The 21127-nt window shown below is 64.5% G+C and carries 20 protein-coding genes; 8 read left to right on the top strand and 12 right to left on the bottom strand.

Translation table 11 applies throughout. From position 1 onward, the window contains the following. Positions 1-16: 16 nt before the first annotated feature. The 4 genes from F3J17_RS01620 to F3J17_RS01605 are packed head-to-tail and all read right to left on the bottom strand — an operon-like array spanning position 17 to position 3244. Positions 17-1234, bottom strand: coding sequence for a pyridoxal phosphate-dependent aminotransferase (locus tag F3J17_RS01620; RefSeq protein WP_167054404.1), 1218 nt, complete (start codon positions 1232-1234; stop codon positions 17-19). Further along, entirely contained in the window at positions 1234-1875 is a 642-nt protein-coding gene (locus F3J17_RS01615; protein WP_167053146.1) for a dimethylmenaquinone methyltransferase, read from the bottom strand. Before F3J17_RS01615 ends, F3J17_RS01620 begins: the two co-directional genes overlap by 1 nt. After that, entirely contained in the window at positions 1875-2555 is a 681-nt protein-coding gene (locus F3J17_RS01610; RefSeq protein ID WP_167053145.1) for an RraA family protein, read from the bottom strand. The genes F3J17_RS01615 and F3J17_RS01610 overlap by 1 nt, the downstream gene beginning before the upstream one ends. 14 nt (positions 2556-2569) lie before the next feature. After that, positions 2570-3244, bottom strand: a complete 675-nt coding sequence (locus F3J17_RS01605; RefSeq protein ID WP_167053143.1) for an RraA family protein — start codon at positions 3242-3244, stop codon at positions 2570-2572. A 103-nt stretch (positions 3245-3347) separates the two neighbouring features. Here F3J17_RS01605 and F3J17_RS01600 point away from each other — a divergent pair, with 103 nt between their 5' ends. Next, the gene (locus tag F3J17_RS01600) at positions 3348-4265 is read left to right on the top strand and encodes a LysR substrate-binding domain-containing protein (protein ID WP_167053141.1); all 918 of its coding nucleotides are present in this window, start codon (positions 3348-3350) and stop codon (positions 4263-4265) included. A gap of 3 nt (positions 4266-4268) precedes the next feature. Here F3J17_RS01600 and F3J17_RS01595 read toward each other — a convergent pair whose 3' ends face one another. Beyond that, a complete protein-coding gene (locus F3J17_RS01595) occupies positions 4269-5177 on the bottom strand; it encodes a LysR family transcriptional regulator (RefSeq protein ID WP_167053139.1) in 909 nt (302 codons plus the stop codon). Between the two features lie 169 nt (positions 5178-5346). Between F3J17_RS01595 and F3J17_RS01590 the strand changes: the two genes are divergently transcribed. The 3 genes from F3J17_RS01590 (at position 5347) to F3J17_RS01580 (ending at position 10241) form a co-directional block, all read left to right on the top strand. After that, positions 5347-6951, top strand: a complete 1605-nt coding sequence (locus tag F3J17_RS01590; RefSeq protein WP_167053137.1) for an MFS transporter — start codon at positions 5347-5349, stop codon at positions 6949-6951. 278 nt (positions 6952-7229) lie between these two features. After that, positions 7230-8366 (top strand): porin, encoded by a 1137-nt coding sequence (locus F3J17_RS01585; RefSeq protein ID WP_167053135.1) that lies wholly within the window; start codon positions 7230-7232, stop codon positions 8364-8366. Between the two features lie 321 nt (positions 8367-8687). Next, positions 8688-10241 (top strand): methyl-accepting chemotaxis protein, encoded by a 1554-nt coding sequence (locus tag F3J17_RS01580; RefSeq protein ID WP_167053133.1) that lies wholly within the window; start codon positions 8688-8690, stop codon positions 10239-10241. Positions 10242-10272: 31 nt separating this feature from the next. Here the strand turns inward: F3J17_RS01580 and F3J17_RS01575 are convergent, their stop codons facing one another. Next, on the bottom strand, positions 10273-11586 hold the full coding sequence (locus F3J17_RS01575; protein ID WP_167053131.1) for a cation:proton antiporter: 1314 nt from the start codon (positions 11584-11586) through the stop codon (positions 10273-10275). A gap of 244 nt (positions 11587-11830) precedes the next feature. On the opposite strand from F3J17_RS01575, the gene F3J17_RS01570 reads away from it, so the two are divergent. After that, positions 11831-12295, top strand: a complete 465-nt coding sequence (locus F3J17_RS01570) for a PRC-barrel domain-containing protein (protein WP_167053129.1) — start codon at positions 11831-11833, stop codon at positions 12293-12295. A 34-nt stretch (positions 12296-12329) separates the two neighbouring features. On the opposite strand, the gene F3J17_RS01565 is transcribed toward F3J17_RS01570, so the two are convergent. Together F3J17_RS01565 and F3J17_RS01560 are read right to left on the bottom strand one after the other, a co-directional pair. Beyond that, a complete protein-coding gene (locus tag F3J17_RS01565; protein WP_167053127.1) occupies positions 12330-12584 on the bottom strand; it encodes a DUF6723 family protein in 255 nt (84 codons plus the stop codon). A gap of 99 nt (positions 12585-12683) precedes the next feature. Beyond that, a complete protein-coding gene (locus F3J17_RS01560) occupies positions 12684-12998 on the bottom strand; it encodes a DUF4148 domain-containing protein (RefSeq protein WP_167053125.1) in 315 nt (104 codons plus the stop codon). 184 nt (positions 12999-13182) lie between these two features. Between F3J17_RS01560 and F3J17_RS01555 the strand changes: the two genes are divergently transcribed. The 3 genes from F3J17_RS01555 to F3J17_RS01545 all read left to right on the top strand — a co-directional run bounded on the left by F3J17_RS01555 (position 13183) and on the right by F3J17_RS01545 (position 16223). Continuing rightward, on the top strand, positions 13183-13443 hold the full coding sequence (locus F3J17_RS01555; protein ID WP_167053123.1) for a DUF1488 domain-containing protein: 261 nt from the start codon (positions 13183-13185) through the stop codon (positions 13441-13443). Positions 13444-13901: 458 nt separating this feature from the next. Then, complete coding sequence (locus F3J17_RS01550; RefSeq protein ID WP_167053121.1) at positions 13902-14708, top strand: alpha/beta hydrolase; 807 nt, start codon at positions 13902-13904, stop codon at positions 14706-14708. Between the two features lie 96 nt (positions 14709-14804). Continuing rightward, positions 14805-16223 carry an MFS transporter gene (locus F3J17_RS01545; RefSeq protein WP_167053119.1) on the top strand — a complete coding sequence of 473 codons (1419 nt, stop codon included), beginning with the start codon at positions 14805-14807 and terminating at the stop codon, positions 16221-16223. A 20-nt stretch (positions 16224-16243) separates the two neighbouring features. On the opposite strand, the gene F3J17_RS01540 is transcribed toward F3J17_RS01545, so the two are convergent. The 4 genes from F3J17_RS01540 to F3J17_RS01525 form a co-directional block, all read right to left on the bottom strand. Continuing rightward, positions 16244-16789, bottom strand: coding sequence for a glutathione peroxidase (locus F3J17_RS01540; protein WP_167053117.1), 546 nt, complete (start codon positions 16787-16789; stop codon positions 16244-16246). Between the two features lie 64 nt (positions 16790-16853). Continuing rightward, positions 16854-17681 carry a Crp/Fnr family transcriptional regulator gene (locus F3J17_RS01535; RefSeq protein ID WP_167053115.1) on the bottom strand — a complete coding sequence of 276 codons (828 nt, stop codon included), beginning with the start codon at positions 17679-17681 and terminating at the stop codon, positions 16854-16856. A 160-nt stretch (positions 17682-17841) separates the two neighbouring features. Further along, entirely contained in the window at positions 17842-19464 is a 1623-nt protein-coding gene (locus F3J17_RS01530) for an arylsulfatase (RefSeq protein ID WP_167053113.1), read from the bottom strand. A 32-nt stretch (positions 19465-19496) separates the two neighbouring features. After that, on the bottom strand, positions 19497-21119 hold the full coding sequence (locus tag F3J17_RS01525) for an ABC transporter permease (protein ID WP_167053111.1): 1623 nt from the start codon (positions 21117-21119) through the stop codon (positions 19497-19499). Between the last annotated feature and the right edge of the window lie 8 nt (positions 21120-21127).

Here is a 21127-nt window from a genome sequence, read left to right as displayed (position 1 = left end):
CCATCACAACCCTCATTCACGCCGCGAGCGCGCGGCAAAATTGCTGGATCGCCGTGCACGCGCGCTCCAACGCGGCGTCGTCGAGCGCATAGGCGATGCGGATATACGGTCCCAGCCCAAACGCGCTGCCATGCACGGTCGCCACGCCCGCTTCGTCGAGCAGTGCGTGGACCACGGCCTCGTCGCTGTCGAGGCGCGTGCCGGCGCGCGTGGTTTGGCCGAGCAGGGCTTCGCAGGAGGCGAACGCATAGAACGCGCCGTGCGGCACATCGCAATGCAGCCCTGGTGCAGCGTTGAGTTGCGCAACCACCCGATCGCGCCGGCGCTGGAACACCGCGCGCGACTGCGCGATGAAGTCCTGCGGTCCATTGAGCGCAGCCAGTGCCGCATGCTGCGAAATGCTCGACGCCGCCGAGGTCTGCTGACCCTGCAATTTCTCCATCGCGTCGATCAGCCAGCGCGGCCCGGTTGCAAAGCCGATGCGCCAGCCCGTCATCGCATACGCCTTGGAGACGCCGTTCATGGTCAGCACGCGCTCGCGCAGACGAGGTTCGACCTGGGCAAGCGTAAAAAAGGCATGGCCGTCGAAAATCAGATGCTCGTAGATATCGTCCGATAAAACGAGTACATGCGGATGCGCGAGCAGTACCTCAGCGAGCGCCTGGAGTTCCGCACGGCTATAGACCGCGCCCGTGGGGTTGGACGGCGAATTGAGGATCAGCCAGCGCGTGCGTGGCGTGATTGCGGCCTGCAGGGCGGCGGGCGTCAGCTTGAAGCCGCTTGCCGCCTCGCAGGGTACGGTCACCGCCTGCGCGCCGCACAGTTGCACGATCTCCGGATAGCTGACCCAGTACGGCGCGGGGACGATGACTTCGTCGCCCTCGTTGAGCGTGGCAGCCAGTGCATTGAAGATCACCTGCTTGCCGCCGCTGCAAACCAGCGTATCGCGCCAGTCGACATCGAGACCATTTTCACGCTGGAATTTGGCTGCAATGGCTTCACGCAACGCGCGCATGCCAGCCACCTGCGTATAGCGCGTATGGCCCGCGCGGATCGCAGCAATGCCCGCTTCGCCAATATGCGCTGGTGTGTCGAAATCCGGTTCACCCGCACTCAGCGAGATCACCGCCTCGCCGCTCGCGCGACGCGCGGCCACACGGTCCATCATCTTGTACGTCGCGGAAGGCTTCGCCGTAGCAAGAAAGCGGTTCAATACAGGGTTCGATAGATCCATCATGCGGCCCTCCACTGCGAGAGGCCGAGGAGATCGAGCGTCGTTTTGCCTTCGCGCAGGCGCTCCATGATGCCCGCCTCCTTATCCGCGCGCGCTTGCCCACGGCTGAGCGTGGCCTGCACATGGACGGCGGGGACGATCAGCACGCCGTCGTCGTCGGCCACCACCAGATCGCCCGCTGCAACGGGCGTGCCGGTAAAACTGAGCGGCTGCCCGACCGACGGCGCACTGGCCTTGATGGTGCCACGCATCGACACGCCGCGCGTGAACACCGGAAAGCGCCGCGCCGTGAGCGCCGCGATGTCGCGCACGCCGCCGTCGATAACGAGTCCTGCCACGCCCGCGGCCTCGGCGGCTACGGTCAGCACCTCGCCCCAGTAACCGGCGACGAAACCACCCGTCGATACCACCAGCACGCTGCCGCGCGGCGCCTTCTCCATCGCGATGTGGATTGCCAGGTTGTCGCCCGGCGAGCATTCAAGCGGATAGGCGGGTCCCGCCACGCTCGCGCCGGGCCAGATCGTACGGATCGCCGGATCGACCGAGCTCGTCAGGATTCCCGATGACTCGTGCAAGGTCGATGTGCCCAGCCTGCGCGCCTGTTCCAGCAGCGCAGCGTCGTAGTGTCGAATGGCGGACATCAGGCTTTCCTCTGCAAATGGTGATAACCCAGCGCGGCGCGCGCCTCGCCAAGCGTGCTGCCCTGAGCGATCGCCTCGCGAATTCGCGCTTCGGTGGCTTCGATCGCGCGGGCGGTTTGCGCGACTTCCTGGGCCCGCGCGCGCGGCACGATCACGACGCCATTCGCGTCCGCCACCACGATGTCACGGGCCACGACCCGCACGCTGCCGATCGAGACCGTCGCGTTGACCGCCTCGACCTGCACGCGGTCCTTGCCGGTGCGCATGAAACGCCCCGCTGTGAAGAGCGGATAGCGTTCCGCCAGCGCCTTCGTCACGTCGCGGCAGACACCGTCGATCACCGTCCCCGCGATGCCGCGCAGCCCCGCGTACTGGGTCATGATGTCGCCCCAGACCGTGCAGTCGGCGCGACCGTCGTTGTCGATCACGATCACGTCGCCGGGCGCAACCTCGTCGATGAAATCGCCTACCGTTCCCGGCGGCGCGCTGGCCGGCACGTATTTGACCGTGAATGCCGGGCCAACCACCACGCGCGTCTCGTCAGCAAGCGGCATGATGCCCAGCGCCTGTCCGTGCAGACCCAGCTTGTCCAGCGCGTCAGAAACGCCTGGTGTATCGAGTCCATCGAAAAGCACCACCAGTTGCCGGTCTTCGGCGCTCTGTTCAAGGATTTGCTTCATCGCGCACACTCCAGTCAGGAAGGTTGGTTCAGCGGGGCCGCGATGGCCTCGAATGCCGTGTCGTGCATCACCTCGGCAACGGATCGTCCAGCACGCACCGCCGCGACCATGCCGTCCTGACGCCGCGCGATGCACTCGCCCAGATCGAGTACCGCGTCAATATGGGCGGCAGGCACGAAGACCGTGCCGCAGCGGTCGGCGATCACATAGTCGTCCTCGTGCACCGTAACGCCCGCGACCTCGACCGCGCAGCCCGCGTCGATCTGGATCACGCGATTGCGCGCGCTGATCATGGTCACGCCTCGCCCATAGACCGGATAGCCTACCGCTTCGCTGCCTTCGATATCGCGGCTCGCACCGTCGATCACCGAGCCCCGGATGCGCTTTACCGTGGCCGCATTGGCGAGGATGTCGCCCCAGCACGAGATGCCGTTCGCACCGCCAGCGATCACCAGCACGCGATCGTCCGTGGTGACGGCGTCGATCACCGGCGAGATCAGGTGGACGGTAGGCTTCGTATCGGCTTTTGGACCGAGCTGGATGGTGCTGGCGCGGCCGACGATCTTCGGACAGTCCCACAGCGGGCGCAGGCCGAAGGTCGCGCCGGGCAGGCCGAGAAAGTCGAGCGCATCGGACACCGTGTTGGTGTCCAGCGCCGCGAGGCGGTCAAGGAGAGGGGTAAGTTTCATCGCGCTCGTTTCCGTTGAAAGTGCGACAATCCTCGGCCTGTCCCGTTGATATGTAAATTTCGCGTTTTGTATCTGCGTGATACGAAATCCGGACTACGACGCCATGAACCAGACCATCGATTTCCGGTTGATACGCCAGCTATGGATGTTCCTCGCCGTCGCCGAGGAGCAGCATTTCGGGCGCGCCGCGCAGCGGCTGAACATGTCCCAGCCGCCGCTGACCGAGCAGATCAAGGTGCTCGAACAGTCGCTCAAGCTGCAACTCTTCAACCGCTCGCGCCAGGGGACCCAGCTCAGTGCGGCGGGCGCGGCCATCCTGCCCGCCGTGCGACAGTTCGCGGGACAGGTGGAGCAACTGGAGCGCGTGGTGCGCGAGGTGGCAGCCGGACAGACCGGCGTGCTGAATGTGGGCGCGATCACGTCCGCGATGCTGGAAACGGTGCCGCCCCTCCTCGATGCGCTCAAGCGTGCGCATCCCCATCTGAGCGTGTTCGTGAAGGAAATCGACAGCGTGGAGGCCGTCCCGCAACTGGAAGCCGGGGAACTGGATCTGGCTTTCGTGCGCGTGGATGGCGAAGTGGGCGGCACGCTGGCCACGCTGCCCCTGGCCGAGGACCGCCTCGCCGTGGCACTGCCGCGCGATCACGCGCTCGCTGCGCTGCCGCGCGTGCGGCTACAGTCGCTGGCCGGGGAACAACTGGTGATGTCGTCGCGCCAGGTCAGCCCGGTCTATTTCGACACGCTGATCGCCGTATGCCGCTCGCACGGGCTCTCGCCGCGCGTGACGCACGAAGTGCGCTCGGTCACCTCGCAGATCGCTTATGTGGGTTGCGGACAGGGCGTGGCGCTGGTGCCGGCGTCGATGCGACGGCTGGCGCCGGATAATGTGGTCGTGCGGCCGCTCAAGGAAAAGATCATGGTGGTCACCGCCGCATTACTCTGGAATCCTGAACGTCACAATCCGATGGTCGATGAAGTGCTGGCGCTGGTGCGCAAACACAAGACAAACCGCGCCGTCTGAACCTCACTCGCCGATCATCGCCGGAATGCGTGCTTTCAACGCGTCGATGGCCACGCGCGTCTTGGCCCGCAAATGGCGCTCCTTCGGCCAGACCGCGTAAATCTCCTGAGAACGCACGCGGTAACTGCCCAGCACCGGCGCGAGCGCCCCGCTCTGCACGAAACGCGTGAGCAGCCAGCAAGGCAGCCACGCAAGCCCGTAGCCGTCGATCGCAGCCGCCGCAATCGCCTGGATATCGTCCATGCTGATCTGCGAGCGCACCTGCACCGCTGGCGCGGGCTTCGCCGCGTCGGTTGCGCCCCACCACGGCGCCACATTGCCACCGCACGAATAGGCAATGCCGATGTGAGCGGCAAGATCGTCGAGACTCTGCGGCGTGCCGTGCTGCGCGAGATACGCAGGCGACGCGCCGATCGCTACATGCTGCGTACCCAGACGTCGCGCCGCCAGCGTGGCGCTGTCGCGCAACTCGCCGATACGCACGGCCAGATCGATGCCCTCCTCCACGAGATCGACCATGCGGTCCGTGAAAGACAGATCGATCTGCAGTTTGGGATAGTGCCGTGCGAGATCGAGCAACACAGGCGCGACGCACAGATGCCCAAAAGCCTCCGGCACACTCACGCGCAGGCGGCCGCTGGGTTCGATGCCGCTATGGTCGAGCGCGGCCTCGGCGTTGTCGAGTTCGGCCAGCGCGCGCACGCAGCCTTCGTAATAGGACTGCCCTTCCGTCGTGAGCGACTGGCTGCGCGTACTGCGATGGAGAAGCCGGACACCCAGCCGCGCCTCCAGACGGCTAATGGCCTTACCCACGGCCGAACGCGTGAGATTCATGCGCTCGGCCGCCAGCGCAAAGCTGCCTGCCTCAACCACCTGCACGAAGGTCGCTACGCCGTCGAGATTGTCCTTCATCGTCTATCCTGTTTATTGGTTCCTCAAAGGAAACTATGGCGGGAACCAAACGCGTCAATAAGGGAATTATATTCCTCTAAACTGCTCAGGAATATCCGGTGATGTACCGCCTGGCGTGTCACACCACGCGGCAGCGCAGCGGCATCGCCTCAACTTTCCGGAGTCGCGTATGCAAGCCAGTGAAATCGAGCAGCAAGCAGTCAAGGACACCGTCAAGGTAACCGAGACATCCGCACCGTTGCACACGCAACGAAATACCCTCGCACTGATCGCGGTCTGTCTCGCGGCGATGATGTTCGCGCTGGAAATCTCCAGCGTGCCCGTGATCCTGCCAACACTCGAAGTCGTCTTGCACGGCGATTTCAAGCAGATCCAATGGATCATGAACGCCTACACCATCGCCTGCACCACCGTGCTGATGGCAACGGGCACACTCGCCGACCGCTTCGGCCGCAAGCGCATTTTTATCGGCGCGATCCTGTTGTTCGGCATTGCATCGCTGCTATGCGGCCTGGCGTGGAACTCGGCCATGCTGATTGCCAGCCGCGTGTTGCAGGGCGCGAGCGGCGGCGCAATGCTGATTTGCCTCGTCGCCGTGCTGTCGCATCAGTTTCCGCAGGGTGCGCAGCGGGCGCGGGCATTCAGTGCGTGGGGCATCGTACTGGGCATTGGACTCGGCTTTGGGCCGCTGGTGGGCGGTGCTATCGTCGCGCTGGCCAACTGGAAATGGGTGTTCTGGATTCACGTCGGCCTTGCGGTGGCGACGCTCGCGCTCGCTGTGGCCGGCGTGCAGGAATCGCGCGATCCGCAGGCGCGTCGGCTCGACGTGTGGGGCATGGCGACGCTCTCGGCGGCGATCTTCGGCTTCGTCTGGTTCATCACGCAAGGCGCGGATAGCGGCTTTACCAGCGCTTCCAGTCTCGCCGTGCTGGCGGCGAGCGCCGTGAGCCTCGCGCTGTTCTACGCGATAGAAACGCGCATTGCGCACCCCATGTTCGACTTCTCCGTGTTCAAGGTGCGCAATTTCTCGGGCGCGCTGCTGGGGTCGGTGGGCATGAACTTCAGCTTCTGGGCGTTCATCATCTACCTGCCGATTTATTTTCAACGTGCGCTCGGCGAAGGGCCGGTTGCTGCGGGGCTTTCACTGCTCGCCTACACGTTGCCTACCCTTGTGTTTCCGCCGATCGGCGAGCGGCTGGCGCTGCGCTATCGCCCTGCGATGCTCATTCCAGCAGGCTTGCTCACAATCGGGCTGGGCTTCTTTCTGATGTGGGTCGGTAGCCGGACGGGTCACACGGGCGCACTGGCCGTGCTGCCGGGCTGCCTGCTGGCCGGTGCGGGCCTGGGTTTGACGAATACGCCGGTCACCAATACAACGACCGGCTCCGTTTCCGCCGACCGCGCCGGCATGGCATCGGGCATCGACATGAGCGCGCGCATGATCACGCTGGCGATCAACATCGCGTTGATGGGCTTTTTGCTGGTGGAAGGCGTTTCGCTGAAATTGCAGGCAGAGCTGGGGGCGCCGGGTACCTATCCCACAGACGTTTCGTGGAACGCCCTGGCTAGCCGTGTTGCCGCAGGGGATCTGATGCCCGCCGAAGCAGGACCGTTCATGAACGCCACTGCCACTAGCGCTGCGCAATTCGAAGCGATCAGCCGTAACGCACTGATTCATGGCTTTGGCGGCCTCATGCTTTATGGCGCGATAGCGGTGACTCTGCTGGCCGTCGCGAGTTTCTGCATTTTCCGCGGAAGACGAATCGGGTCCTGATTAGCGCACGAAATGACCCGCCAATTATTGCGCGCCGCGATGTTGCACAAACGCGACTGAAAATCGCGCTACATCGCGGCACATTGCGCAAGCGCGGTGGCACAAGGGCGCGCAAGCGTTATTACACCTGCCTTTCCGCGATTTATTTCAATTTTTTGAAACGATTCTTCCATTTTCAGGAAGAGACCGTGCGCGCGCCGGATCACATTTTCGTCGGAGCCCTTTTCTATACTCGCCGTCGTCTCAACCCAGCGTACCTATAGAACTGGAGTCTCACAGTGAAAAAAATCTCGATCGCCGCTGCATGCCTGACCGCATTCGCCGCTGCATCCGCACACGCACAAAGCTCGGTCACCTTGTACGGTCTCGTAGACGCCGGCATCGCCTACACGAACAACGTGGGCGGCAGCGGCCGCGTTGCGCTCGCGAGCGGCAATATCAGCGGCAGCCGCTTCGGCCTGAAGGGCGCAGAAGATCTCGGCGGCGGCCTGAAAGCGATTTTCCTGCTTGAAAACGGCTTTAGCGTCAACAACGGCCAGCTCGGCCAGAACAGCCGCATGTTCGGCCGCCAGGCATATGTGGGCCTGAGCAGCAACGCCTTCGGTACGCTCACGATGGGTCGCCAGTACGACGACGTGGTCGACTTCGTCTCGCCGCTGTCGGCCACCGCCGGCACCTTTGGCGATTCGGGCTTCGCGCACCCGTACGACAACGACAACCTCCAGCACAGCGTACGCTTCAACAACTCGGTCAAGTACACCAGCCTGAACTACGGCGGCTTCAAGTTCGGCGGCATGTACGCGTTCAGCAACAGCACCGAATTCGCCGTGAGCCGCGCCTACAGCGCCGCTGCGAGCTACACCTACGGTCCGTTGACGGCCGCGGCCGGCTACCTGCAAACGAACGGTTCGGGCTCGAAGACGGGCACGGCGTTCACTAACACCGCGGGCGCAATCGATCAGGCCGAAGTCAAGGGCAGCCTCACGTCCGACGTGCAGCGCACCGCCGCTGCGGGCATCAACTACGCGTTCGGCCCGGCCGTGGTGGGCTTCGTGTATTCGCACAGCCAGTATCAGGGCACCAGCGCGTTCGGCCTGAGCAACGGCTCGGTCCGCTTCGACAACTACGAAGTCAACGGCATGTACAACTTCACGCCCGCATTCAAGGCTGGCGTGTCGTACACGTACACCGACGGCCACCTGAACGGCGCGACCTCGTATGGCGCCGATCCGAAGTGGAACCAGGTGAACGCAATCGCACGCTACTCGCTGTCCAAGCGCACCGAAGTCTACGCAGAAGCGATGTACCAGCACGCGACGGGCAACAAGAACGTCGCCAACATGTACAACTCGGGCGGCGCTTCGTCGACGGGCAATCAGGTGATGGGCGCTGTCGGCATGCTGACGCGCTTCTAATTTTGTAGCAACGCTGTAAAAGGGAAGCGGTGCGCGGGCGTTGGCGCTGCGGCCGTTTTCCTTGCGATGTGAGTGGCTTCTCTCCGGATGGAGTGCGGGATATATTCAGGATCGCTATTCAATTTTATAGCGATGGAAAACATATCGCACACTACGTCCTTTCGCCCGTCCTTTCAGGACGGGCTTTTTTGTTTCTGGAGCTTGATTGCGCGCCTGAAAGCGTTCTACGGGTAAACACCTCCCAACACACGATTAATTTTCCGCCGGTCGCTGCCGTTATACTTTCCATATACGGTGTATCGTTTCGCATATGGAACAATAATGAAAAGCTTGACGATCAATCTTCGCCTCGCGTTGACGGTGGTGACACTCGGGGCGCTGGTCATTGCCATGGGCGTGGTGAGCCTGTTCGGCATGGACATGACCAATCGCGCGCAGCACGACGCTTACACGATGCATTTCGCTTCGGCGGTGGCGCTCGGCAAATCGGGCACGGCGATGTCGCGCGCGCGCTTTGGCCTCGACTGGGCCATGGCCAATCCGCATTCGCCGCAACTCGGCCCGCAACTCGATCGCGCGCAGGCGCTGCTGGCCGATTCCGACCGCTGGTGGCAGCAGTTCCGCGAACTGCCCAAGACACCCGAACTGCAAACCCTCACCGACGACCTCGACGCCAAACGCACCGCCGTGCGTCGCGAGGCGATAGACCGTTTGATCGCAGCGATCCGCAGCGGCGATACGAGCTGGATGGACGAGCGCCGCGCCGCCGAACTGATCGGCCTCTACACGGCGATGAACGCAAGCCAGGGCGCGCTCGAACACTACCTCGACGATGCCGCGCGCCAGGCCGATGCCGATTCCAACGCGCGCTTTCACACGCTCGGCGTGGTCTGCGCAGCGAGTATCGTGCTGGCGCTGCTGATTGCGTTCATCAGTTGGCGGGGCTTGCGGCGCGCCGTGATGGACCCGCTGCGCGCGGCGATGGCGCATTTCGAAGCGATTGCCGCTGGTGACCTGACCACGCGCGTCAGCGCCCATCAACAGGATGAAATGGGCGCGCTGCTCGACGGTCTCGCAGCGATGCAGACGCGTCTGCGCGAAACGATGGAACAGGTGCGCGTGGGCGCGAACGCGATGGCGACCGCCACGCAGCAGATCGCGAGCGGCAATCTCGATTTGTCGCAACGCACTGAGGAACAGGCTTCATCGCTCGCGCAAACCGCGTCGGCGATGCAGGAGTTGATCGGCACGGTACAGGCCAACGCAATCAACGCACAGCAGGCGCGCGATCTCGCGCTCGGCGCATCCAATGTGGCCGAACGTGGCCGCGACGCGGTCACGCGCATGGAGCAGACCATGCACGAGATACACGCCAGCTCGTCGAAAATGACCGACATCATCGGCACGATCGAAAGCATCGCATTCCAGACCAATATTCTTGCGCTCAATGCGGCGGTCGAAGCGGCGCGCGCGGGTGAGGAAGGGCGTGGTTTCGCGGTGGTGGCGGGCGAAGTGCGCAGCCTCGCGCAGCGCGCCTCGGCGGCGGCCAAGGAAATTGGCACGCTGATCGCGGGATCGACGGGACGGGTGGCAAGCGGCGCCACGCTCGTCACTGAGGCAAGCGGCGCGATGGAAGCGATCCAGACATCGACCACGCGCGTTGCCACATTGATTCACGAAATCGCATCGGCATCGCGCGAGCAGAGCGACGGCATCGAACAGGTTGGACTCGCCGTCACGCAGATGGACGAAGTCACGCAGCAAAACGCAGCGCTCGTGGAGCAAAGCGCAGCCGCTGCGTCGTCACTCGCCGATCATGCGAATTCGTTGAATACGCTGGTGGCGGCATTCAGGGTGGAAAGCATTGCGGCGTGAACGATGGCGCATGAAGCCGGCCCGCTCCTTCCTAAACCGTCTGCCGCGTGCGCCGATAGTAGCGCCCTAATACATACCCCGCCGTCGATCCATGTAGCGCCACCGAAATGACAATCGCGTCGAGCGCTGCGGCCAGCACGGGCTGCAAGGTATCGCCCGCCTGATCGATGCCCCACACCGCGTAATAGAACGCGCCCACGCCGCGTATGCCCATCCATGCCATCAGGCGGCGCTGCTGGCCGTCCGCCCGCGAACCGAGCATCGCACCCATCACCGCAAGCGGCCGCACAACGAATATCAGCGCGAAAGCGATCATCAGCGCGTGAGGGTCCAGCATCTCGCGCCAGTGCGCCGACATCACACAGCCGACGATGAGGAGCAGCGAAAATTCCGCAAAGTGCTCGATTTCCAGCGTGAAACCGGTCATGCCTTCGGCGAGCCACACATGGGCGCGGCGTGGATCGGTGGCCACTTCCGCGCGCTCGCCTAGCTGCACGGTTTCCAGTTCCTGCGCGGGACGGCGCTGCTCGCCGGTGGCGCGGAGTTCCGCGTGACGCAGCGCGACGCCAGCCGCGAAGACGGCCACGAAGGCATAGGCGTGCGCGAGCAGCGCCGCGCCATATGTCACCGACATCAGCCCGATCGCGATGAAGCCGTCGAGGCCCACTGCCTCGCCATATCGCGTATGCAAATGAAGCACGAGCCGCACGCACAACGTCGCGAGCAACGCGCCGATCAATAGCGCGCCTGCCACGCCCCAAACCAGCGACGCGGCGAATCGCAACGCGCCTTGCGAGCCGGCCGTCGATGCGCCACACAGCGCGAGGCCAAGCACGGCAAACGGCAAGGCCGCGCCGTCGTTGAGACCACCTTCGCCCGAGAGCGCAAAACGCACAGGATCGGCGTCACCGGCTTCGTGCACGCGTAGTTCGTTGGCGAGCACCGGATCGGTAGGCGCAAGCGCGGCGGCGAGGAACAGCGCCACGCCCGCCTGCATGCCGGTCGCCCATGCGAAGGCAAACATCAGCGCGACGCTGAACACCATCGCCAGCACGCCAAGCCGCAACGGCAGCCGCCACAAGGGATCGCGCAGCCGCACACGAAGATGCATGCCCACCGAGAACAGCGACACCACCAGCCCCGCCTCCGCCACCACAGTGAGCGTGCGCACCGACTGCGCAAGGTCTGCATGCACAAGACCCAGCACACCGGGGCCAACGATCACGCCCGCCGCCAGATAGATCATCGCGCCGGTCAGCGGCAATCGCGCGATCGGTCCGCGTGCGAGCGCCACGAACATCAGCAGCACGCCGACGATCAAAAACCAAAGTGCTTCTTGAGGCATTGCTTCCCGGCAGCTCCTCGTCAGGTTTGCGCGCCACGTTTGCGTGGTGGTTTGGGCTTGCAGCACGGCGCGGCGCAATCTCGCTGATGCGCAATGGCCGTGCCGCCTGCTTTCTGGCTCGCGGGTCCGCGCGTTGCGCAACGACGGATGCAGCGCTCGCATGCGGGCCTGCGCATTTGACCTGTAACGATTGACCCGTGCCGATCGAGAGCGATCCAAAGCCCGGCCACTTCAGGAGCCCATCATGTCCATCCCGACCCAAACCTCATCCGGCGGCGCGCGCATCGTCGGCGCTGCCAGCGAACCTTCCAGCGGTCCCGGCCCCTATGTCATGGCCGCCAGCACGCTGGAAGGCGACAAAGTCTATAGTTCGGATAACGAAGAAATAGGCAAGATCAAGGAGATCATGCTCGACGTTCAGCAGGGCCGCATCGTCTATGCGGTGATGTCGAGCGGTGGATTTCTCGGTATCGGCGACAAATTGCTGGCGCTGCCGTGGGTCGCGCTTGCGCTCGATGCGCAGCGCAAATGCTTCGTGTTGAATGTGACCGCCGAGCGCGTCAAGGACGCGCCAGGCTTCGACAAGGATCACTGGCCAGCCATGGCCGATATCGGCTGGGCCACCACGGTGCACGACTATTATGGCGTGCGTACCCAATGGCGCGACGATCCCACCGAGCCGCCCGAAGCAGGCGGCGTGAAGCTGTGAGATACGCGACGCGCGGCGTGCGCGCAGCAGAGATTCAGGCTTCCGGACTCGCAATATCCAGCCGGACCAGTTCCTCCGCCATCTCGCACGCCGCGCGCCGCGCTTCATCGCCCGTCGCGAATGGTCCCGGCACCTCGCAGCCATCGAAAGGGTAGATGATCTTGCCATCGGGCTTCCTGCGAACACGCAAATAGCCGATGTAGCGGCCAAGCCCATTCACCTTTTGCCCGCATACCACCTCGTAATCGTCTGGCCCAAAGCGGCCGGCTGAATGCGTCGATTTATCCATGTCCAGTCGACCAGTCATTGCGAATCGCGCAAGCGCGCACCTATCGCGCGCCTCTGCGGATTGTCGTGAAGGAAAGTGCTCGTGAAAAGCCCGCTGGCGTTACTGGCTCGCGCCGCCCGCCGCGCCAGCCTTTTTCTCCGCCTTCTGGATATCGTCTGGATAATTGAGGTTGTTTCTCGACGGGTTATAGCCGTTCTTTTCCAGTTGTTTCAGTTCGGCGTTCTTGTGCGCACGCGCAGCCTTGCGGGCCTCCTTGCGTTGCGCCTTGGTCGAGCTTGCGCCCATCGAAGTGGCTGCGGCGTCGTTCGACATGGAGGTGTCGCTAGACGCGGTTTGCGCGCCGGCCTGCGCCGCCATCAACATGAACGAAACGGCGGTCACGCTAATAATCATCAGGGAAGCACGGTGGGCCATTGCGGTTCTCCGGTTAAATGCGGGGTCGATGCAAATGAGCATGCGCAATCGGCGGGCCTGAGGAGCGCGACACTTTTCGTTTCGCTTGATCGTGGCGGGTATTGGTAGGACCATGACTTGCTGACCCCAACCGGCCGGGTGAATGACGCCCGGCTGTCCTGCAATCCACGCATGGAGGAATCAGATGAGGATCGAATTTACGAACCGCCGTCACGCCGTGGCGGCTTCGCGTATTGCTTTCGAAGCCCAGGTGGACGATCGGCCCGTATGGTGCAGCGTATCGCTGGATGCGCTCAATAATCGCTTCGACAGTGACGGCACGTCGTCACATGCGCTGCTGAGCGCATTCGATGCGAACCGGGTTCGTATCGAAAACGCCGCGCGCAACGCGCTATCCAGGAACGGCGGCCAGTCGGTCGAGCTGGAAACGAACGACTTCAAGTAAGGGTGGGTTGGGGGCCGGGTTCACACGAATGTGCTTGCTGATGGCGCACCTGTGCGTCCTGGCCCCTGTTTTCGCGGTCTAAACGGATAGCACGGCGGACCATTCCACTGCGCCTGTCTTATGACCTGAACACAATCAGTCAGCATACGGCCATGCCGCTCGATCGGCGGCAGAAAAACGTGCTCTCGCTTTGGATAAACGTTAGTTATGCCAATGTTTTATTGAGCCGTTGCTGGCATCCAGCGTCGTCGCGTCGCGCAGCCGGTTTGCGTAACGAAACAAAAGCGAAACAAAAACGAATCAAAAGCGAATCGAAAAAAGCGGCACGGCAGCGTGGTCGATGCGTAATGTCCCGTAAAACGCGGAGCGGCCGCGCAGGCCGGTCTGACACAGTACGGCCGGCGATTCTCCTTATACTGGCGCGGTCCCTCCACGAAATCGAACGCGCGAGATCGAATATGCGGCTGCTCTCTTATGGCTTACGCTTTGCAGTCGCTGCCTGGCTGCTCGCCGCGCTGGCGCTGTTTCTGATGCAGGACCGCCTGTTGTTGCCGTCCACGCCCGGCGCACCCGATCTGCGCTCGCTCACGCACGCAGGCGACACCATCGGCGTGTGGCATGTGCGCGACCAGTACGCGGGCTATGTCGTCACGCCCGCCGGCCAGACGCCGCGCGGCACCTTCCTCGTTTATCACGGCAACGAAGAATCTGCCGAAACCAAGCTGCCGCTCGCCGATGTGTTCGTGCGTGCGGGCTATCGCGCCGTGATCGTCGAGTATCCGGGGCACGGCAACCGACCGGGCGCGCGCACCATGAAGGCCGCCCTCGCGGCCTCGCGCGAGGCGTTCGACGCGACGCTCACGCAATGGGGCGGCCCGATCTGGCTGGTGGGCGAATCGCTGGGTGCGGGCATGGCCTCGCAGGTCGTGAAGGGCAACGAAGCCTCGATTGCAGGGGTCGCGCTCATTACGCCGTGGGATTCGCTCGCGAATGTCGCGGCGGAAAAATATCCGATCTTTCCGGTGCGCTGGCTGCTGCACGACGGTTTCGATTCGATCGCCGCCGTGGCGCATTACGACGGCCCGCTCGTGATCGTCGGCGCGCAACTGGATACGCTGATTCCGGTGGTTCATGCCCAGCACTTCGCCAATGCGCATGACAATGCGCATCTGATGATGCTCGGCAGCGCGGACCACGATAGCTGGTTCGGAGCGATGAGCGCAGCGGACTGGCAGCAGGTGCTGGTCTGGCTAAAGGCGGCGTGACACGCGCCTGGCTTTGCGGTCCGATGCACATCGCGCGAAGGTCTCGTCTAAGATGCGCAGGTGTCTTAACCTAGCCCCAGCACCGGACCAACCTGCATGGACGCCACGTCCCCTCTCGCCGCCCGCCGGCGTCTCGCCATCGCCCTGCTCGTCGCGGGCGTGTTCTTCATGGAGAATCTCGACGCCACCGTGATCGGCACGTCGTTGCCCGCGATGGCGCGCGATTTCGGCACCGCGCCCGCGTATCTCTCGGTAGGCGTGTCCGCCTATCTGGTCGCGCTCACGGTCTTCATCCCCGTAAGCGGCTGGGCCGCCGACCGCTTCGGCGCGCGCCGCGTGTTCAGTCTCGCCATCGCCGTGTTCACGTTCGCCTCGCTGCTTTGCGCGCTGAGCGGGGGCTTGCTCAGCTTCACCGCCGCGCGCGTGCTGCAGGGCATCGGCGGCGCGATGATGGTGCCGGTCGGTCGCCTCGTCGTGATGCGCGAAACGCCCAAGGAAGGCATCGTGCGCGCCATCGCCCTGCTCACCTGGCCCGCACTGGTCGCGCCGATTCTCGGACCGCCAGTGGGCGGCTGGATCAGCACGCACTGGAGCTGGCACTGGATCTTTCTGCTCAATCTGCCGCTGGGCGTGGTGGCGTTCGTGGCCGCGCGCCTGCTGGTGCGCAATGGCACGCCGCACTTGCAGCGTTTCGATATCGCCGGTTTCGTGCTGAGCGGTCTGGGCTTCGGCCTCTTCATGGCCGGCATCGAAGCCGTGAGCCGCGCCGATGTGTCCCGCGCCATGTCGCTAGGCGTACTGGGCAGCGGCATCGTGCTGCTGGCGTTGAGCGTGTGGCATCTGCGCCGCGCCGCGCAACCGCTCTTCGGCCTCGCGCCGCTGACCATTCCCACCTTCCGCGTGACGGCGCTGGGCGGCTCGCTGTTTCGCACCGCCATCGGCACGGCGCCGTTCCTATTGCCGCTGATGTTCCAGATCGGCTTCGGATACAGCGCCGTGCAGGCGGGCGCACTGCTGCTCTGGCTGTTTGCGGGCAATCTGGCGATGAAGCCGGGCACGACGCGCATCATGCATCGTTTCGGCTTTCGCACCGTACTGCTGGTCAACGGCCTGCTGGTGGCGGCCGGCTTCGCGGCCTGTGCGCAACTGAGCGCGGCCACGCCCTACTGGCTGGTGTGCGCGCTGCTGTTCTTCACGGGCATGACGCGTTCGATGCAGTTCACCGCGCTCAACACCATCGGTTTCGCCGATGTGCCGCAAGCGCAGATGCGTGACGCCACCACGCTGTTTTCGGTGATGCAGCAGATGAATGCGGGGATGGGGATTGCGGTGGGCGCGCTGATGCTGTCGATCGCGGAACAGTGGCACGGCACGCCCGCAGGCCATGCAACGCCGGGCGATTTTCAGCTGGCGTTCGGGATGATCGCGTGCGTGGCGCTGCTGGCCACGCTAGACAGCATGATGCTGCCCGCGAATGCAGGCAGCCGTGTGCTGGTCACGCAGAAACAGAAATAGCAGATGAAGCGGGAAGGCGTTTAAGCCTTCGCCAGTTCCGCGTCGATGGCGGCGACGAGCTTCGGATCGTCGGCCGCCGTATCGGGCGCGAAGCGCGCCACCACTTCGCCGGAACGGCTCACGAGAAACTTCTCGAAGTTCCACAGCACGTCCGGCGCGGCGTTCGGCTGGATGCCGTAGCCTTCGAGGCGCGCGCGGAACGGGCCGTCGCCGGATGCTTGCGGCTGCGCCTGCGTGAGCGAGCGATACAGGGGATGCTGGTCGTCGCCCACCACGGAGATCTTCGAGAACAGCGGAAACTTCACGCCAAAAGTGCCGGTGCAGAACGCCTGGATTTCGGCGTCCGTGCCCGGTTCCTGGCCCTTGAAGTTGTTGGCGGGAAAGGCCAGCACTTCGAGACCTTCGGCGCGCTTGCCTTCATAGAGCGCTTCCAGACCTTCGTATTGCGGCGTCAGCCCGCACTTCGAGGCCACGTTCACCACCAGCAGCACCTTGCCCGCGTAGGGGCGCAGCGTGGTTTGCGCGCCGTCGATGCCGTTGACGGGAATGTCGTAAATCGTGCTCATGTCTCTATCCTTATCCGATGGGTAATTGGACTAAACGTTGACGCAACGGCGTTCGCCTGGACAATCACTCGCAGGCCTCGCGCACCATCAGCAAGGATGCGCTGTCGACGATCGTGATCTGCCCGTAGCGGATCTCGATCCAGCCGCGATCGGCGAACGCCCGTAATTCCTTGTTGATGCTCTGCCGCGACACGCCCAGCAGTGCCGCCAGATCGTCCTGCGAAAGCTTCAGGCCGATCTCCACACCGCTATCCACGGGATTGCCATAACGCTCCGCCAGGCTCAGCAGCCGCTCGGCCACGCGCGCGCTGAAATCGGCCAACCGCGAGAAGCGGAAGCGCTTGTTCAGTTCGCGGTTGCGCGAGCAGATCAGCTCGAAAAAGCCGCGCATCAACGCGGGCTGCTGCTCGAACAGGTCGAGCATGGCCTCGCGCGGGATATGGTACAGCCGCACCGTTCCGCGCGCATACAGGTCACACAGCGAGCCTTTGCGGTCCAGCGCCGGAATGATGTTGATGACCGAATCGGGCTGGATATATTCGCCGATCACGCGTGCGCCCGACGCGCTCACCCAGCTCGCCTCCAGCGCCCCCGCCAGCACGATCAGGATCTCCTTGCAGTCGGCCTGATACGGCACCACGAGTTCGCCTTGCAGCCAGGTCTTCTCGTAGCCCGCATCGACGAGCGTGGCCGCCGCGCCCGCCGACCAGTGCAGCAGGCTCGGATTGGTGAGGAAGGCGTTGATGACGCGCTGGCGCGTCACCGGGTCGAGCGCGCGCCGGAACAGCGCGTCGTGCGACGCCGCCGCATAGGTGGAAGACGCGGGCGGCGCATGCGTTGCGCGGCGCTCGGGCGACGAAAACCGCTGCGCTAGCGTGGCTAAGGCGGCCATGATTCGTTCTCCGGGGATGATGTGTCCGAGCCATTTGAGCATTCGATCCCCACCCGCCCAAACCATGATTTTTTGCTATCCATATCTGAGCCGCCGCACTAATGCGGTGCGGATAGCGGCGCGATAAGCCCCGGCCCTGGTCGCGATCGCCGCCAGGCGGTCAGACCGGCGCGAATTCGAACGCCTGAACCCCGTTTTCCTCGACATAGCGTTCCCAATGCGCCAGCAACGTCTGTAGTTTTGCCGGTTGCGCATCGGCGAGATCCTGGGTCTCGCCGGGGTCGCGCGCCAGATCGTAAAGCTGCCAGACGCCCGGCCCCGCTGGCGCGGGAATGAACACCGCCTTCCAGTCGCCCTGACGCACTGCGCGCCGACCGAACAGCTCCCAGCCGGTGACGTGGGTGGCGTCGTGTACGGCGTCGGCTTCGTTGCGCAGATACGGCAGCAGCGAGCGGCCCTTCACGGCGGCGATCTCGCGGCCGCGCCAGTGCGTGCCCGGATGCTCGACGCCCGCGAGTTCGAGCACGGTCGGCACCACGTCCATCACCGTCGCGAACGCCTCGCCAACACCGCGCCGCGCCAGCGCCGCATGATGCGCGAACGCCACCACGCGGATGCCGCCTTCGGTCGTGAACGCCTTGTAGAGCCGCGAGGGCGCGGTGCCCGCCTGGGCCCAGCGCGGACCGTACCAGACGTAGGAATTGCCGCGCCCCACGTTCTCCAGACTGTTGTCGTAGTAGTCGCGGATAAAGCGCTGCAGATCCGGCCCGAAGATCGGCAAGGCTTCGAGCAGCGCGCCTTCGGCGCCGTTATCGGAAAGGAACAGCACGAAGGTGTTATCGAATTCGCCCGTCTGCTTGAGGTGCTCGATCACGCGGCCCACGTTCCAGTCGAGCCGTTCGACCATCGCCGCGTAGACCTCCATCGTGCGGGCGGAAAACGCACGCGCTTGCGGCGTGAGTGCGTCCCATTCGGGCGTGGGCGCGACAACGGGGTGAGCGGTCACTTCGGCGTCGAGCAGGCCCAGTTCCTTTTGCCTGGCAAGACGTGCGGCGCGCAGCGCGTCGGGGCCCGCGTCGTAGCGGCCCTGGTAATGCGCGACGATATCGGCGGGTGCCTGCAGCGGCCAATGCGGCGCGGAAAACGGCAGGTAAGCGAAGAAAGGACGGTCGTCGTCGCTCGCGCGCTCGCCCAGGTACTGGATCAGCTTGCCAGCGAAGGCGTCCGAGGAATAGAAGTCGTCGGGCAGATTGTCAACATAGTGGCCGTCTTCCACGTACAGACCGCGCGTCGAACGCATCAGGCGCGGCTGCTCGTCGTCCTCGCCTACCGGCTCGAAACCGTAGTGATTGGCGGCGCCCGGCAGCAACGCGAAGGAACGCTCGAAGCCGCGTGCGGAAGGCGCGCGATCGAGCGTCAGGCCCAGATGCCATTTGCCCGCCATCGCCGTGAAATAGCCGGCGTCGTGCAGCAGTTCGGGCAGCGCCGCGACGCGATCGTTCAGGTAGCCCTCATAGCCGGGCTTATCGGCCAGATGGGGCGGGCGCGCTTCGGCCATCGTGCCGATGCCCGCGACGTGATGGTCGGTGCCGCTGAGCAGCATCGCGCGCGTGGGGGAACAGGCCGAGGCCGTGTGGAAGTCGGTGAAACGCACGCCCGCGAGTGCGAGCGCGTCGAGATTGGGCGTGGCGATCTCGCCGCCGAATGCGCCGAGGTCGGAAAAGCCCAGATCGTCGGCGACGATCACGAGGAAATTGGGCCGCTTGCCGGCTTGCTTTGACATGGTTTGCTATCCGTGAGGTTCAAATGAGGCGCTCAATGGCGCGTGCGCCAGCGGGTGGCCGAGGCTTCCAGACGGCTGCCGAGCCAGCCGAACAACGCGCCCAGCGCGCCGATGGTGACCGCGGCGGCCAGCAGGCGGTCGGTGCGAAAGAGTTGCTGCGCGTCGATCATGTAGGTGCCCAGACCGACGCCCGATGGCATCAGATACTCCGCGCCGATCGCGCCGAGCCACGCATAGACCAGCGCCAGTCGCAGCCCCGCGAACACGCCGGGCAGAATCGCGGGGACGATCAGCCAGCGCAGCCGCTGCCACGCATTCAGGCGCAGCGTAAGCGCGACTTCGACGAGCGCCGGCGGCAGCCCTTCGACGGCACGGCTGGTCGCCAGCACCACCGGAAAGAACGCCGCCAGCGCCACGAAGATCACCTTGGAGAGATCGCCCAGGCCCGCCCAAGCGGTCAGCAGCGGAATCCACGCGAAGATCGCCACCTGCCGCAAGGCCGTGAGCGTTGGGCCGAATGCGCGCCGCACCCAGGCCACCGCGCCCAGCGCGATGCCGAGTGCGAGACCCGTCGCCGCGCCGACAGCCAGGCCTTCGCCCGCGCGGGCAAGCGTATGGGCGAGCGGCACCGGCAGCGCGCCGCTCCGCAAATCGTCGAGCGCGCTGTTCAAGACGTCGCCGGGCGCGGGCAGCAGGTTCGCATCGACGAGACGCAGATGCGCGACCAACGCCCAGACCGCGAGGATCAGCACGGGCAGCACCGCGCCGCGCGTGTATCGGGAAACATTGCGTTGCCAGCCGCGCTGCGCCGCGACGACGCGCGCACCCGGCGCTTCGAGCGGCCAGCGCACGAGCAGGCGGTCGATCCGCTGCACGCCCTGATCGATCGCGAAGCCGGTCAGCCCGATTGTGACGATGCAAACGAACACCACATCGAGCTGGAACATCTGCCGCCCATACACCATCAGATAGCCGATCCCTTCCGAGGAAGCCAGCAATTCCACTGCGATCAGCGTGAGCCAGCCCTGCGCGAGCGCCTGACGTACGCCCGTGAGGAACGCAGGCAGCGCGGCGGGCAGCACCAGCAGACGCACACGCTGCCAGGCGGACAGGCGCAGCACGCCCGCCACCTCGCGCAAGCGCCACGGCATCGCGCGCACGCCCGCCTGGGTGTGGATCGCCACGGGAATCGCCACGGCCTTGAAGATCAGCACGAGCTTGAGCGCCTCGCCGATGCCCAGCAGCACCATCAAAAGCGGCAGCAGAGCAAGCGGGGGCACCTGCGCGACGGCGTAGAACAGCGGCGAGATGATCTCTTCGGCGACGACGCTCGCCCCCATAAACGCGCCGATCAATGCGCCGCCCAGCGTGCCCAGCACGAAACCGATGGCAAGACGCTCCAGACTGATGAGCAGGTTCGACACCAGACCGTCGCGCAGCAGATCGCGCGCGCTTTCCCACACGAGTTCGGGCGCGGGCAGGATCTGCGCCGACATCCAGCCCGCGTGCGCGGCCTTCCACCAGAGCAGATAGACGAACACGGGCAGCACCCACGGCAGCAGCGCAGACCAGGAAATCGCCTGACCACCCGCGCGCTTCGCAAGCGGTGCGCGCGCCGTATCGTCGAGAATCGTCGAATTTGCTGTGTTGAGCATCTGAGCCT

Origin of the sequence: Burkholderia sp. Ax-1719, from assembly GCF_011753055.1 — a bacterium.
Taxonomy (GTDB): Bacteria; Pseudomonadota; Gammaproteobacteria; order Burkholderiales; family Burkholderiaceae; genus Paraburkholderia.
Note: the sequence above shows the minus strand (reverse complement) of the source record. Positions and strands in the feature narration are given on the sequence as shown.